Here is a 15,366-nt window from a genome sequence, read left to right as displayed (position 1 = left end):
CCCTTCCCCCCCTTGAACCCTGGAACATCATCCCTATAATTAGCACTCGACACCGGTGAGTGCTAACAGCCCTCCCGGGGCTAACCGATCATTCACTTTCATTCAAGTAAACAGGAGTTCCTCATGGCCTTGCGTCCCCTGGGCGATCGCGTGATCGTCAAACGCCTCGAAAACGAGCGCAAGACTGCCTCGGGCATCGTCATCCCCGACAGCGCCGCTGAAAAGCCTGATCAAGGCGAAGTCGTGGCCGTCGGCCCCGGCAAGAAGACCGAAGACGGCAAGATCCTGCCGGTCGACCTGAAGGCTGGCGACAAGGTTCTGTTCGGCAAGTATGCCGGCCAGTCCGTGAAGGTTGATGGCGAAGAGCTGCTCGTCATCCGCGAGGACGAAATCCTCGCCGTGGTTCAGTAATCCCCGCCTCAAACGAATTTTCGAAGGAAGCTAAGAAATGGCTGCCAAGCAAGTATTGTTCGGTGACGACGCCCGTGTGCGTATCGTCCGCGGCGTGAATGTTCTCGCCAACGCTGTTAAGACCACCCTGGGCCCCAAGGGCCGTAACGTCGTTCTGGAGCGCTCGTTCGGCGCCCCGACCGTTACCAAGGACGGCGTGTCCGTCGCCAAGGAAATCGAACTGAAGGACAAGTTCGAGAACATCGGCGCACAACTGGTCAAGGACGTTGCCTCCAAGACCTCCGACAACGCCGGTGACGGCACCACGACCGCCACCGTGCTGGCTCAAGCCATCGTCATGGAAGGCCTGAAGTACGTTGCCGCCGGTTTCAACCCGATCGACCTGAAGCGCGGCATCGACAAGGCTGTCGCCGCCGCCGTGGCTGAACTGAAGAAGCAATCCAAGCCGGTCACGACCAGCAAGGAAATCGCTCAAGTCGGTTCCATCTCGGCCAACAGCGATGCCTCCATCGGCCAGATCATCGCTGACGCGATGGACAAGGTTGGCAAGGAAGGCGTCATCACCGTCGAAGACGGCAAGTCGCTGGAAAACGAGCTGGACGTCGTCGAAGGCATGCAATTCGACCGCGGCTACCTGTCGCCCTACTTCATCAACAGCCCGGAAAAGCAAGTTGCCGTGCTGGAAGATCCGTATGTCCTGATTTTCGACAAGAAGATCAGCAACATCCGTGACCTGCTGCCCGTGCTGGAGCAAGTTGCCAAGTCGAGCCGTCCGCTGCTGATCATCGCCGAAGACGTCGAAGGCGAAGCGCTGGCCACCCTGGTTGTGAACAACATCCGTGGCATCCTGAAGACCACCGCCGTCAAGGCGCCGGGCTTCGGCGACCGCCGCAAGGCCATGCTGGAAGACATCGCCATCCTGACGGGCGGCACGGTGATCTCCGAAGAAACCGGCATGTCGCTGGAAAAGGCCGGCCTGGCTGAACTGGGCCAAGCCAAGCGCATCGAAGTGGGCAAGGAAAACACCACGATCATCGACGGCGCTGGCGACAGCAAGTCGATCGAGGCTCGCGTCAAGCAAGTCCGTATCCAGATCGAAGAAGCCACGTCCGACTACGACCGTGAAAAGCTGCAAGAACGCGTGGCCAAGCTGGCCGGCGGCGTTGCCGTGATTCGCGTTGGCGCTGCCACCGAAGTCGAAATGAAGGAAAAGAAGGCTCGCGTCGAAGACGCCCTGCACGCTACCCGCGCCGCAGTGGAAGAAGGCGTTGTGGCTGGCGGCGGTGTTGCACTGCTGCGCGCCAAGCAAGCCATTGCTGAACTGAAGGGCGACACGCCTGACCAGAACGCCGGTATCAAGCTGATCCTGCGTGCTGTGGAAGAGCCGCTGCGCACCATCGTCACGAACGCCGGCGAAGAAGCCAGCGTCGTGGTCAGCAACGTGCTGAACGGCAAGGGCAACTACGGCTACAACGCCGCAACTGGCGAGTACACCGACCTGGTTGAGCAAGGCGTTCTGGATCCCACCAAGGTGACCCGTACCGCCCTGCAAAACGCTGCCTCGGTTGCCAGCCTGCTGCTGACGGCTGAAGCCGCCGTGGTCGAACTGGCCGAAGACAAGCCCGCTGCTCCGGCCATGCCGGGTGGCATGGGCGGCATGGGCGGCATGGACTTCTAAGTCCCGCTTTCCTTGCACGGCCTCCCCGGCGTCACAGCCGGGGAATGCAGTATCTGAAAAACCCTCGGACCTTCGCCCCGGGGGTTTTTCTTTTTTTGTCGGTCGCCAACGTGCACAGCGTGGCGGCCGCAGTGTTTTGCCTGTTGTGACCAGGGAGCGTCTACCCGCCCCGCGCGCACACGTTTGCGCACAAACTCACGGTTTCCCCAGGGCACATGCGTCCCTACAATGAAGGCTTCTTCGCCCCACGCCGCCCAGCCCATGCGCCTTCCCCAAAGCCTGCGAGCCCTGCGTCCGTCCGAGATCGGCGGGCTGTTAATGGATTCCGCCAACCAGTGGTCGACCCATCGCGCGTCCAGCAAGGGCGCCGCGCTGGCGCTTTACATGGTGTTTTCACTGGCGCCGATGCTGATCCTGGTGATCGCGGTGGCGGGCGCGTTCTATGGCGAAGACGCGGTGCGTTCCGAACTGTTCCTGCAAATGCGCGACTTGACCGGAGAGCGCGGCGCGGAAGTGATTCAGACGGTATTGGCCAGCGCCCATGAATCGGGCGGCGGGTGGATTGCCGCGCTGATCTCGATTTTTGTACTGATCTTCAGCGCCACCACGGCGTTTGCCGAACTGAAAGCCAGCCTGGACGATTTGTGGGACGTGTCCGCCAACCAGAAAGGCGGCATCCATGGCATGGTGCGCAGCCGCATGCTGTCGTTTGGGCTGGTGTTGGTGCTGGCACTGTTCCTGCTGGTGTCGCTGACCGTGAATGCGGTGCTGGGCGCCGCGAGAAAATTGTATGGCGACCTGTGGATGGCCTCGACTTTCGCGACGGTGCTGGACTGGGTGTCGACGCTGTTCTCTTTTTCGGTGGTGGTGGCGCTGTTTGCGGTGATCTTCAAGCTGCTGCCCAGCGCCAAGATTTCCTGGCCGGACGTGATACCCGGCGCCATCGTGACGGCCGCGCTGTTCCTGGTGGGCAAGTGGGGCATCGGCCTGTATTTGAGCCGGGGTGCGGCGGTATCGGCCTATGGCGCGGCGGGGTCGCTGATTGCCCTGTTGCTATGGATTTACTATTCCGCGCAGATCTTTTTCTTTGGCGCGGTGTTCACGCGGCAGTTCGCGCTGCGATTCGGCGATGCCGCAAAGCCTGGCGAGTCGGACCCGGCCCCAGCAGCACCCCCACAAGCCTAGGCCGCTCTAGATACAATCGCGTCTACCGCGAGTTCTTCGACGCTGATGGCCCCGCCCGCGCACCCGCAGCGGTGCATCCGTTGCCGCACCCGCACTTGCTGATTCGAACCAAGGCGGGCGCCACCAAGCATGTCGAACTTCCGCATCACGCCCAACGCGCTCAGCCACAAGCTGAAGCTGCATCAATTGCAGATTTTTGAACGCGTGCTGGCGCGCCGGTCGCTGTCGCGCGCGGCCAGTGAACTGCACCTGACCCAACCCACCGTTACCAAGGCCATCCATGACCTGGAGGCCTTCTTCGGCGCGACCTTGTTCGAACGGTCGAACCGAGGCGTCACGCCCACCGAGCTAGCTTTAGTGTTGGGGCACCGCGTTCACGCCATGTTGGCCGAAGTGCGCTACATGGCGGATGACATCGACGCGGTGCTGGGCGGCGCCAGCGGTCATGTGGTGGTGGGCACGCTGATTGCCGCATCGGCCAAGCTGCTGCCCGAAGCCATTGCAGGTTTGATGACCGACCACCCCGGCATCCAGGTCACCGTGCGCGAAGGGCCGTCCGCGCAACTATTGCCGGCACTGGCCACGGGCGACGTGGACATCGTGGTGGGCCGCCTGCCCGGCGCCGACATGGCGTCGATTTCCGGCGTGGCGGTGGACCACCACAAGCTCTACCGCGAAGCGCTGTGCCTGGTGGTGGGTGCGCAGCATCCGCTGGCCGGCGCGCAAGACATCGCCTTGGCGGATCTGGCCGATCACATCTGGATCCTGCCCGCGCCCACCTCGCCGTTGCGCGCGTCCGTGGAGCGCACCTTCTTTGACGCGGGCTTGCGCTTGCCCGCCCGCCACGTGGAATCGCTGTCGCTGCTGACCAATATCGGCATCCTGATGCACAGCGAGGCGCTGGCGCTGATTCCCTATGACGCGGCGGCGCAGTTCCTGTCCATGGGTTTGCTGGCGCGGCTGCCTACCAGCGTGTTCGGGGATTTTGGCGACGTGGGCTATTCCATCCGCGCCGATCGCCCGATGACGCCCGCCTGCCAACGGCTGGTGGAATATCTGAAAGCCATCGCGGCGCAGCGCGACTGAACCCACGCGCGCCGCGCGACGATGCTGAAAGCACGCAGCGCAATGATGCTGAAGGCGCACCGTGCATCGACGCTGAAACCGTGCCTCGGCCTGCCGCGCGCCCTCTACGGGAAACCCCGCGATAGATAAGCCGCATACCCAAGCGCGCAATTTCTATTATTCCCCCGGCGCGCTCGCCGCCTAGACTGCATCAAACTCGCCTTCCGGAGATCTTCATGCCCGCCTACGGCCCGCCGTTGAATTTCCAGCGCTGGATCGACGACCACGCCCACCTGCTCAAGCCGCCGGTCGGCAATCAGCAGATCTGGCAAGACGCCGACTTCATCGTCACCGTGGTCGGTGGCCCGAACCACCGCACCGACTATCACGACGACCCGCTGGAAGAATTCTTCTACCAGTTTCGCGGCAACGCCTGGTTGTCCTTGTGGGTGGACGGCAAGGCCGAACGTGTCGACCTTAAGGAAGGCGACATCTTTCTCTTGCCGCCGCACGTGCGCCATTCGCCGCAACGCCCCGAAGCGGACAGCGCCTGTCTGGTCATCGAACGCCAGCGCCCGGTGGGCCTGGTCGATGGATTCGAATGGTATTGCCCGCACTGCGGCCACTTGGTGCATCGCGTGGAAGTGCAATTGAAAAGCATCGTGACCGACCTGCCGCCGCTGTTCCAGGCGTTCTACGACAGCCCTGACAAGCGCACCTGCCCCGGCTGCGGCCAGATGCATCCCGGCAAAGGCCACGCGCCCACGCAGTAGGCGACCCCGCAGACGACCCAGCCGGCCACGTAGCTAGGCACTGAGCCAGCCACCGAGCCAGCCACGCAGCAAGCCAAATAGCAGGCCAAACCCGCCTCTAGCATCCTCTCTATTGCAAAGCCCCCCATGATTCAAAAAATCGACATGCACGCCCACTTCTTTCCGCCTATCACGCGGCAGGAAGCGGCGGCGCTGGACCCGGTCAACGCCCCCTGGCTGCGTCCGGATGCCGACGGCGCCACCGGCCAGATCATGGCGGGCGACCGCGAGTTCCGCCCGGTGGACGCCACCTTGTGGGACCCGGCGCTGCGTATCGCGCAGATGGACTGCCACGGCGTGGACGTGCAGATTCTGTGCGCCACGCCCATCATGTTCGGCTACACCTACCCCGCCCAGGCTGCCGCCGATTGGGCCGCCCGCATGAATGACCTGGCGCTGGAGCATTGCGCCCACGCGCCGTCGCGCCTGAAAGCGTTGGCGCAAGTGCCGCTGCAAGACCTGGACCTGGCCTGCAAGGAAGCGTCGCGAGCACGAGCCGCCGGCCATCTTGGCGTGCAGATCGGCAACCACGTCGGCCCCCGCGATCTGGACGACGAATTGCTGGTGCAGTTTCTGATTCACTGCGCCAATAACGACATCCCCGTGCTGGTGCATCCCTGGGACATGATGACCGACGGTCGCATGAAGAAATGGATGCTGCCGTGGCTGGTGGCCATGCCGGCTGAAACGCAGTTGGGGATTCTGTCGCTGATTCTGTCGGGCGCGTTTGAACGCATTCCGCGCAGCCTGAAGCTGTGCTTCGCGCATGGCGGCGGCAGCTTTGCCTATCTGCTGGGGCGCGTGGACAACGCCTGGCGTCATCGCGACATCATCCGGCAGGACTGCCCGCAATTGCCTTCGTCGTACACCGACCGCTTTTACACGGACAGCGCCGTGTTCGACGCGCGCTCGCTGCGACTGTTGATCGACGTCATGGGCGAAGACCGCGTGTTGCTGGGCTCCGACTATCCCTACCCCCTGGGCGAGCAGGAGGTGGGCCGCCTGGTGGCGCACGCCGAGCTGGTGCCGGACGTGCAGCAAAAGATTCTGTTCCGCAACACGATGACGTTCTTTGGCCTGACGCCGTAGTTCATCAGCCCGCACTTCGCCAGCTATAGCAAAACACCACGACCGTGACACACGGCAACTCAAGGGAAAACACCATGAAACGCACCATCACGCTGACCGCCACCGCGGTCCTGGGACTGGGCCTTAGCCTGGGCCTGACCCTCCCCGCCGCCGCCATGGCCGACGTGAAGATCGGCCTGCTGACCACCTTGACCGGCCCCGGCTCCGTCCTCGGTCAAGACCAACTGGACGGCTTCATGCTGGCCGTGGAGCAAGGCGGCGGCAAGCTGGGCGGTGTGCCGGTGCAGGTCATCAAGGAAGACGATCAGTTCAAGCCCGAGGTGGGCGTGCAGGCCGCGCGCAAGCTGGTGCAAAGCGACAAGGTGCCGATCATTACCGGCGTGGTGTATTCCAACGTGATGCTGGCCGTGGTGCGGCCGGTGACGACCGCCGGCGTGTTCCTGGTAGGGTCCAACGCGGGGCCGACCAACCTGGCCGGCAAGGACTGTTCGCCGTATTTCTTTTCCACGTCCTGGAACAATACCCAGCGCCACGAAGGCAGCGGCGAAATGGCCAACCAGATGGGCTTCAAGAAGGTCTACCTGCTTGCCCCCAACTACCAGGCCGGGAAAGACGCCATGGCCGGCTTCAAGCGCTTCTACAAGGGCGAGGTCGCCAACGAAGTGTTCACGCAGGTCAACCAGCCCGACTACTCGGTGGAACTGGCGGCGCTGGCGGATGCCAAACCCGACGCCGCCTACGTGTTCTTTCCTGGCGGCATGGGCGTGAACTTCATCAAGCAGTACCGCCAGGCGGGACTGTTCGGCAAGATTCCGCTGTTGTCGGTGGACACCATCGACGGCGCCACCCTGCCCGCCTTGCAGCAAGACGCGCTGGGCGCGGTGACCAACGTGCCGTATTCGCCCGACCTGGACAACGCCGCCAACAAGGCGTTTGCCGCCGCGTTTCGGCAGAAGTACGGCCGCGAACCGTCCAGCTACGCCGCGCAATCGTTTGACGCAGCCCAATTGATTGGCTCGGCCTTGAAGAAAACGGGCGGCAAGGTTGACGACAAGGACGCGCTGCGCAAAGCGCTGGAAGCCGCCGACTTTGCCTCCGTGCGCGGTGAATTCCGCTACCAGCCCAACCACTTCCCGGTGGCCGGATTCTTCCGCGCGGACGTCCAGGCGGGCGCGGACGGCAAGGTGGCGTTTGTGAACAAAGGCCCTATCTTTCCGGACCTGTCCAAAGTGTCTGACCAGTACGCCGCCCAATGCGTCATGAAGTAAAGCGGGTGGCCGTTCTGGCCGCTTGCGCAAGGGGATTCCCATGTCCATGACACTGCTGCTGGTGCAGGCCTTGAACGGCTTGCAGCTAGGCATACTGCTGTTCCTGCTGGCTGCCGGACTGACGCTGGTGTTCGGCATCATGAACTTCATCAACCTGGCGCACGGGTCGCTGTACATGATGGGCGCGTTCATCGCGGCCACCGTGTTCCGCCACACGGGTTCGTTCCTGCTGGCGGGCGCCGCGGTCATCGCGGGCATGGCGGCCTTGGGCCTGCTGCTGGACCGCATTGCGCTGGCGCGGCTGTACCCGCGCGACCATCTGGACCAGGTGCTGGCCACCTTTGGCTTCATTCTGTTCTTCAACGAACTGACGCGCATCATCTGGGGACCCGCGCCGATCAGCATGGGGTTGCCGTCGTGGCTGTCAGGCACCATCGACATCCTGGGCGTCACCTACCCGCTGTACCGCTTCCTGATCATCGTGGTGGGCCTGCTGGTGGCGGCCGGCTGCTATGTGCTGATCCACCGCACGCGGCTGGGCATGCTGATACGGGCGGGGTCCAGCGACCGCATGATGGTGGGTGCGCTGGGTGTGAACATCGCGCGGCTGAACACCTTGCTGTTCGTGCTGGGCGCGGTGCTGGCGGGCCTGGCGGGGCTGATGGCCGGCCCCATCCTGTCGGCGCAGACCGGCATGGGCGAACCCATCCTGATCCTGACGCTGGTGGTGATCGTCATCGGCGGTATCGGCTCGGTGCGCGGGGCGTTTCTGGCCGCGCTGATGGTCGGGCTGATCGACACGCTGGGCCGCGCGCTGCTGCCCACGCTGCTGCGCGCGGCTTTGCCGCCCGCCGCCGCCAACGCAGCCGGCCCGGCGATTGCTTCCATGCTGATCTACATCGTGATGGCGCTGGTGCTGGCGATGCGGCCGCAGGGCCTGTTTCCCGTCAAGCACGGATAAGGGGAACCTCATGCACATGCTGTCTCCGCGCTTTCTGGTGGCCGCCGCCCTGCTGCTGTTGCTGGCCCTGGTGCCGGTGTACGCCCACTGGCAGGGCGAGCCTTTTTTGTTGGCGCTGTTTGGCCGCGTGCTGGTTTATGGCGTGGCCGCGCTGGCCTTGAATCTGCTGCTGGGCTTTGGCGGCATGGTCAGTTTTGGCCATGCGCTGTACCTGGGGCTGGGCGCGTATGCCGTGGGCGTGATGTCGCACTACGGCATTGAAAGCGGCTGGCTGCATCTGGCCGGGGCGCTGGCCGCCTGCGCCGTGGTGGGCTTGGTCAGCGGCTACGTGGTGATGCGTACGTCCGGCATCGCCTTCATCATGATCACGCTGGCGTTTGCGCAGATGTTCTATTTTCTGGCGACTGGGCTGGACGGTTTTGGCGGCGACGATGGCATGTCGCTGTTTGCCGGCAGCGACTTCGGCGCGTTCCGGCTGGATACGCCGCTGGCGCTCTACTACACGGCCTTCGGCGTGTTGCTAGCGGTGCTGGGCCTGATGCATCGGCTGATCCATACGCCCTTTGGCATGGCGTTGCGTGGCTGCCAGGCGAACGAACGCCGCATGCGCGCGCTGGGTTTTCCCACCTTGCGCTACCGGCTTGCGGCCTATGTGATATCGGCCATGATTTGCGGCGTGGCCGGCGTGCTGCTGGCGAACCTGACCATGTATGTGTCGCCGTCCTACCTGGCCTGGACCACATCGGGCGAACTGATCGTGATGGTGGTGTTGGGCGGCATCGGCACATTGTTCGGCCCCGTGGCCGGCGCGCTGGCGTTCTTGTTGCTGGAAGAAGGGTTGAAGCTGCTGACCGGGCACTGGATGCTGATCATGGGCTTGCTGATCGTGGGCGTGGTGCTGGTGTCGCGGCGCGGGGTGTACGGCAGCCTGCGCGACACGCCCTGGCGTGGCCGCAACGCGGCGCGGCGGCAACCTTCGGCAGACGTTCAGGGAGAAACACCATGACCGCGCTGCGTGTCGAGAACTTGGTGAAGCGCTACGGCGGCCTGACAGTTACCGATGACTTGTCGCTGGACGTGCACGCGGGCGAACTGCACGCCGTGATCGGGCCGAACGGGGCGGGCAAGACCACGCTGATCGGCCAGCTTAGCGGCGAACTGCGGCCCGACAGCGGACGCGTGCTGCTGAATGGCCGCGATATTACCCGCATGCCTGTGAACACGCGCGTGCGCCACGGGCTGGCGCGTTCCTACCAGATCACCTCTGTCTTCAAACCCTTCACCGCCCTGGAAAACGTGGTGATGGCGGTGCAGGCGCGGCGCGGCCACAGCTTCCGGTTCTGGACGCCCGTACTGTCGACCGCCGCCCTGACCGACCCGGCCCAAGACGCGCTGGCGTTGACCGGCTTATCAGCCCGCGCCAATACGCCCGCGGGTGAACTCGCGCACGGCGAACTACGGCAATTGGAACTGGCGATGGTGCTGGCTTGCCAGCCGTCGCTGCTGTTGCTGGACGAGCCCATGGCGGGCATGAGCCAGCATGAATCCGAGGCCATGACGCGCCTGCTCTTGCAACTGCGCGGTCGCTACACGATCTTGCTGGTGGAACACGACATGCAGGCCGTGTTTGCGCTGTCCGACCGCATTACGGTACTGGTGTATGGCAGCGCGCTGGCCTGCGGCACGGCGGACCAGATCCGCAACAACCCACAGGTGCGCGAATGCTACCTGGGCAGCGAACGCGCCAGCGCGCGCGGCAAGCAGGGGCAAGTTGACCAGGCCGAAGCAAAACAAGGGGAAGCCGCATGAGCGCGCTGCTATCGCTGCGTGGCGTGACCGCGCACTATGGCGCCAGCCAGGCGTTGTTCGGCATCGACCTGGATATCGGGCCGGGCCAATTCGTGACCTTGCTGGGCCGCAACGGCATGGGCAAGTCCACCACCGTCAAGACAGTGATGGGGCTGGCGCGCGCCACGCAAGGCAGCATCGTCTTCGATGGTCGGGACATCAGCCGGCTGCCGTCGTACAAGGTGGCGCAATGCGGCATCGGGCTGGTGCCGGAAGGCCGGCACATATTCCCCAACCTGTCGGTCCGTGAAAACCTGGTGGCCACCGCGCACAACCGCCAGGGTTTGTCGGAACCATGGACGCTGGACCGCGTGTATGCGCTGTTTCCGCGCCTGTCCGAACGCGCGCGGCATCTGGGCAGCCATCTGTCGGGCGGTGAACAGCAGATGCTGGCGATCGGGCGGGCGCTGCTGACCAACCCGCGCCTGCTGATTCTGGATGAAGCCACCGAAGGCCTGGCGCCGGTGGTGCGTGAAGAAATCTGGGCGGCGCTGGACAGCCTGAAACCAACCGGCCTGGCCGTGCTGTGCATCGACAAGAACCTGGAACCCCTGCTTGCCACGGCCGACCATCACGCCATTGTCGAAAAGGGGCGCGTGGCGTGGACGGGCTCGTCGCAAGCCTTCCTGGACGACGAGCCGCGCCTGTTGCAGTACCTGGGCGTTTAAGCGCGGCGCGCGGGCAGCGCCACGCCCAGGCGCTGGCTCCAGGCCTGCATCTCGTTCCACAGGGCGGGGGGCACGGGAATGCCATCGTGCAGGCGCTCGGCCTGGGCCTCGGCTTCGGGGTCGCCGGGCATGCGCGGCGTACCAGGCGCTTGTGACAGTTCCACCGTCATCGCCGCCACCACGCCCGCCAGCGCGGCGCCGCCCGCAAAGCGTTGCGGGTCAATCACGATAAAGAACGCGCCCAATTCCCGTGGGCGCTCAAGCGCGTCGTACATCGGTGAAATGTGCGGCCCGAAGGGGTTGCCGTTCAAGGGGCCGCACAGCAGTTCAATCATCATGGCCAGCCCGTAGCCCTTGTAGCCATACGTTTCGCCGCCCAAGGGCCGCAAGGCGCGCGCCTGATCGGCGTCCGTGCAATCACGGCCCTGGGCGTCCAACGCCACACCCGACGGCAAGGCGACGCCGTCGCGGCGGGCGTTCATCACGCGGTTCCACGGGATGGCGGTGGTGGCCATGTCCAGGCACAGCGGCTCGCCGTCCGCGCGCGGAAACGCTATCGAAATGGGGTTGGTGCCGAAGAAGGCTTGCTGGCCGCCGTGGGGCGCGGCGATGGCATCCGAATGCGTGAAGGCAATGCCGATCAAGCCTTGCCGGGCTGCCGCGCGGCTATACAGGCCCACCGCGCCGCAGTGCGACGAATCGCTGACACCGACGGCCGCGATGCCGGCTTCGCGCGCCATGTCCATCGCCAGCGCGTTGGCGCGGTGCGCCACCACAATGCCCTGCCCCTGCCCGCCGTGCAATTGCGCCGTGCCCGGCCCGGTACGTTCCATGCGGATGACCGGACGCGCCAGGATGGAGCCATGCGCCACGCGGTTCAAGTAGTGCGGCAGCCGCGCAATGCCGTGCGAATCGATGCCCCACAAACTGGTTTGGGCCAGGCTGGCCGCAAGGCTGCGCGCATCGTCCTGATTGAAGTCTTGCGCGCGCAGGCAGGCAATGGCCCAGCGTTCCCATTCAACGGCGTCCACTCGGCTATCCGCAGGCATGCCATGCCCTCCCTGGTTCTGGGTTCGCGACCCTTGCGTTGCAGCCTTGATCTGCTGCCTGGATTTGCTGCCCTAAGTTGCCGCCTTCACCGCGGCCATGACACCGTGCTCGCGCAGGTTTTCCAGATGCGTCGCCAACGCGGTGACGAAGTCGGGCTTTTTGCCCAGGTCGCCAAACACGGGTTTGAAGCCTGCCAGCACCATGGCGCGGCGGTGCGCTGCTTGCGACGGGGCCGACGCCCGCGCGGCCACCTCGGCACGCGACAGCAGCTTGGCCAGCCGCGCCGCCATCGGGTCTTCGATGGCGTAGCGCGCACCCTGCTCGTCTTCGCCGCGCAGATAGTGCAGCCACGCCGCCACGGCCAGCGCCAAACGGTTGAAGTCGTCCCCCGTGCGCAGGCGGTCGCGTATGGTCTCAAGCAGGCGTTGCGGCACTTTCTGCGAGCCATCCATGGCCACTTGCGCGGACGGATGCGGCAAAGCCGGGTTGGCGATGCGGGCCAGGAAGCGGTGGCGATATTCCTCCAGCCCGCTGGCCGGGATGCCCTTCAAGGTGGGCGCGATTTCCAGCCGCATCATGGCGTCGACAAAATCCCGCAAGGCCGGCGTCTGCACCGACTCGCTGATGGTCCGGTGCCCCAGCAGCGTGCCCAGATAGGCAAGGGTGGCGTGCGGCCCGTTCACCATGCGCAGCTTCAGGCGTTCATAGGGTTCGGCATTGCGCACGAAGGTGGCGCCGCCATGCGTCTCCCATGCGGGGCGGCCGGCGGCGAATTTATCTTCGATCACCCAGTTCAGATAGGGTTCGCCCACCACGGGCCAGGCATCTTGCACGCCCAGTCGCGTGGCGATGCGCGCGCGGTCGCCGTCGTCAGTGCCGGGCACGATGCGGTCCACCATGGAATTGGGAAAGGTGCAGTGCGTATCAATCCACGCGGTCAACGCCACGTCCACGCGCAAGGCAAAGGCCAGCACCAGGCTGCGCAGCATGTCACCGTTGCCCAGCAGGTTGTCGCAAGACAACAGCGTGACGGGTGGCAAACCGCGCTCGCGGCGCAGCGCCAACCCGTAGACCAGGATGCCGATGGTGCTGCGCGGGCGCTGCGGGTTTTCAATGTCATGAAGAATGTCGGGGTCATCCCAGCGCAAATAGCCCGTGGCCGGCTCGTGGCTGTAACCCTTTTCGGTCACCGTCAGGCTGACGATGCGGGTCTGCGGATACGCAATGCGCTCAAGTACCGCGTTGGGATCTTCCTCGGCCACCATCACGCGCAGAACGGATCCCACCACGCGAAGCTGTTCGTGGGTTTGCCCATCGGTTCTGCCCTCGCGCAAGGCCAGCGTGTACAGGCCGTCTTGTGGCGTCAGCGCGTCACGCGTGGCGCGGCTGCGCAGCGACACGCCCAGAATGCCCCAACTAAGGTCGCCGCTGGCCTCGATGGCCAGGTCCGTCATCACCGCCTGATGCGCGCGGTGAAATGCGCCCAGGCCCAGATGCACGATGCCGGGCGTGAGACGGCTGCGGTCATAGGCGGGCTTTTCCACGTCTGCGGGCAGGCGCGGCAACGACTCCGAATTCAAACGTTCAAGCATGGTTGACCCAGGGCGGAAGGCGCCATGCACCTGTCGGATGACCGGCCAGTCGGCGCGCGGATGAGGATATCTGTAGCGGCTGAATTCTTCGACACCAAGACGGTGACTAAATGCAACGCCAGCGTCCACCAGCACCCAAAACCCCTCCATCACCGATGGCCCCTACATCACCGCGCCCAGTTGCCACGGCACGAATTCGTTCTGCCCATACCCATGCTCTTCGCTGCGCGTGCGGCGACCCGATGCCGTTTGCAGCATCAACTGAAAAATGCGTTCGCCCATCTGCGCCACGCTTTGCGCGCCGTCCACCACTTCACCGCAATTGATGTCGATGTCGTCCGACTGGCGCTGCCACAAGGCGGTGTTGGTCGACAGCTTCAAGGATGGCGCGGGCGCGCAGCCGTAGGCGGAACCCCGGCCGGTGGTGAAGCAGATCAGGTTGGCGCCGCCCGCCACCTGGCCGGTGGCGGACACGGGGTCGTAGCCCGGCGTGTCCATGAACACCAGACCGCGCGCGCGCACGGGTTCGGCGTACTCGAACACGTCGGTCAGGTTGGTGGTGCCGCTCTTGGCGATGGCGCCCAGCGATTTTTCAAGAATGGTGGTCAGGCCGCCCGCCTTGTTGCCGGCTGATGGGTTGTTGTCCATCTCGGCGTCGTTGCGGGCGCAGTAGTCTTCCCACCAGCGCACGCGCGCCAATAGTTTTTCAGCCACGTCGGGCGTTTGAGCGCGGCGCGTCAGCAGGTGTTCGCCGCCATAGATCTCGGGCGTTTCCGACAGGATCGCGGTGCCGCCGTGGCGCACCAGCAGGTCCACCGCCGCGCCCAGCGCCGGGTTGGCGCTGATGCCCGAATAGCCGTCGGAACCGCCGCATTGCAGGCCCACCGTCAGATGGCTGGCCGGCACCGGCTGGCGCCGCACCTGATTGGCCTGGTCCAACATGCGCTCGACCAGTTCAATGCCACGCGCCACGGTTTTGCGCGTACCGCCGGTGTCCTGGATATTGAAGGTATGCAAGAGCCCGCTTTCACGCAGCCCTTCTTGTTCCATCAAGCCGCCGATCTGATTGGTTTCGCAGCCCAGCCCCACCACCATCAGCCCGCCGAAATTGGCGTGGCGCGCATAGCCGCCCAGCGTGCGGCGCAGCACTTTCAGCGGCTCGCCCTCGCTGCCGGTGGCACAGCCCGCGCCGTGCGTCAGCGCCACCACGCCGTCCACGTTCGGACAGGCGGCCAGCGCGTCGGGATGGATGTCGCGGCGGAAATGGTCGGCGATGGCGCGCGCGACGGTGGCCGAACAGTTCACGCTGGTCAGGATGCCAATGTAGTTGCGCGTGGCGATGCGGCCATCGGCGCGCACGATGCCTTCGAAAGTGGCGGGCTGCGCCACGTAATCGGTCGCGTGCGCGCCCTGCCCCACCGCGTAGTCGCGCTCGAATTCCGAGAACTCCAGGTTGTGCGTGTGCACGTGCTGCCCGGCCGCGATAGCCTGGCGCGCCACGCCGATGATCTGGTTGTAGCGGCGCACCGGCTCACCCGCCGCAATGGCGCGCACGGCCACTTTGTGGCCGGGCGGCACCAGCCCCTGCACCGTCACGCCTTCGCCTTCCAGCCGCGTGCCGCTGACCAGTTGGCGCCGGGCGATCACCACGTTGTCCGCCGGGTGGATGCGGATGAACGCCAATTCGTTCTGGGACATGAGGACTCCGGAAAGTAAGGGGTACGGGCGGGCTGCCGGCG

The 15,366-nt window shown here is 64.9% G+C and carries 14 protein-coding genes; 11 read left to right on the top strand and 3 right to left on the bottom strand.

Annotation, left to right across the window (positions count from 1 at the left end; translation table 11 throughout):
* Nucleotides 1-123: 123 nt before the first annotated feature.
* The 11 genes from groES to WBR68_RS28960 all read left to right on the top strand — a co-directional run bounded on the left by groES (nt 124) and on the right by WBR68_RS28960 (nt 10,985).
* Nucleotides 124-411, top strand: a complete 288-nt coding sequence (gene groES / locus WBR68_RS29015) for a co-chaperone GroES (protein WP_006221616.1) — start codon at nt 124-126, stop codon at nt 409-411.
* A 37-nt stretch (nt 412-448) separates the two neighbouring features.
* Complete coding sequence (gene groL / locus WBR68_RS29010; RefSeq protein WP_104142010.1) at nt 449-2,089, top strand: chaperonin GroEL; 1,641 nt, start codon at nt 449-451, stop codon at nt 2,087-2,089.
* Between the two features lie 261 nt (nt 2,090-2,350).
* Nucleotides 2,351-3,274, top strand: a complete 924-nt coding sequence (locus WBR68_RS29005; RefSeq protein WP_230695976.1) for a YihY/virulence factor BrkB family protein — start codon at nt 2,351-2,353, stop codon at nt 3,272-3,274.
* Between the two features lie 129 nt (nt 3,275-3,403).
* The gene (locus WBR68_RS28995; protein WP_050449581.1) at nt 3,404-4,360 is read left to right on the top strand and encodes a LysR substrate-binding domain-containing protein; all 957 of its coding nucleotides are present in this window, start codon (nt 3,404-3,406) and stop codon (nt 4,358-4,360) included.
* A 215-nt stretch (nt 4,361-4,575) separates the two neighbouring features.
* Entirely contained in the window at nt 4,576-5,112 is a 537-nt protein-coding gene (locus WBR68_RS28990; RefSeq protein WP_050449580.1) for a 3-hydroxyanthranilate 3,4-dioxygenase, read from the top strand.
* 126 nt (nt 5,113-5,238) lie between these two features.
* Complete coding sequence (locus WBR68_RS28985; protein ID WP_230695975.1) at nt 5,239-6,240, top strand: amidohydrolase family protein; 1,002 nt, start codon at nt 5,239-5,241, stop codon at nt 6,238-6,240.
* Between the two features lie 74 nt (nt 6,241-6,314).
* Nucleotides 6,315-7,508: an ABC transporter substrate-binding protein gene (locus WBR68_RS28980; protein ID WP_230695974.1), complete on the top strand. Its 1,194-nt coding sequence runs from the start codon at nt 6,315-6,317 to the stop codon at nt 7,506-7,508.
* Nucleotides 7,509-7,548: 40 nt separating this feature from the next.
* Nucleotides 7,549-8,469: a branched-chain amino acid ABC transporter permease gene (locus WBR68_RS28975; protein ID WP_230695973.1), complete on the top strand. Its 921-nt coding sequence runs from the start codon at nt 7,549-7,551 to the stop codon at nt 8,467-8,469.
* A 10-nt stretch (nt 8,470-8,479) separates the two neighbouring features.
* Entirely contained in the window at nt 8,480-9,475 is a 996-nt protein-coding gene (locus tag WBR68_RS28970) for a branched-chain amino acid ABC transporter permease (RefSeq protein ID WP_230695972.1), read from the top strand.
* Nucleotides 9,472-10,278, top strand: a complete 807-nt coding sequence (locus WBR68_RS28965) for an ABC transporter ATP-binding protein (protein ID WP_230695971.1) — start codon at nt 9,472-9,474, stop codon at nt 10,276-10,278. Before WBR68_RS28970 ends, WBR68_RS28965 begins: the two co-directional genes overlap by 4 nt.
* A complete protein-coding gene (locus tag WBR68_RS28960) occupies nt 10,275-10,985 on the top strand; it encodes an ABC transporter ATP-binding protein (protein ID WP_230695970.1) in 711 nt (236 codons plus the stop codon). The genes WBR68_RS28965 and WBR68_RS28960 overlap by 4 nt, the downstream gene beginning before the upstream one ends.
* Here the strand turns inward: WBR68_RS28960 and WBR68_RS28955 are convergent.
* The 3 genes from WBR68_RS28955 to WBR68_RS28945 form a co-directional block, all read right to left on the bottom strand.
* Entirely contained in the window at nt 10,982-12,034 is a 1,053-nt protein-coding gene (locus WBR68_RS28955) for an Ldh family oxidoreductase (RefSeq protein ID WP_050449573.1), read from the bottom strand. The two genes, WBR68_RS28960 and WBR68_RS28955, sit on opposite strands and share 4 nt — an antisense overlap.
* A 72-nt stretch (nt 12,035-12,106) precedes the next feature.
* Complete coding sequence (locus WBR68_RS28950) at nt 12,107-13,627, bottom strand: mannitol dehydrogenase family protein (RefSeq protein ID WP_050449600.1); 1,521 nt, start codon at nt 13,625-13,627, stop codon at nt 12,107-12,109.
* A 162-nt stretch (nt 13,628-13,789) separates the two neighbouring features.
* Complete coding sequence (locus tag WBR68_RS28945; protein ID WP_230695969.1) at nt 13,790-15,325, bottom strand: UxaA family hydrolase; 1,536 nt, start codon at nt 15,323-15,325, stop codon at nt 13,790-13,792.
* Nucleotides 15,326-15,366 lie beyond the last annotated feature (41 nt).

The sequence above is a fragment of the Achromobacter sp. JD-1 genome (genome assembly GCF_038594925.1).
GTDB classification, from domain to species: Bacteria; Pseudomonadota; Gammaproteobacteria; order Burkholderiales; family Burkholderiaceae_B; genus Achromobacter; species Achromobacter spanius_C.
Note: the sequence above shows the minus strand (reverse complement) of the source record. Positions and strands in the feature narration are given on the sequence as shown.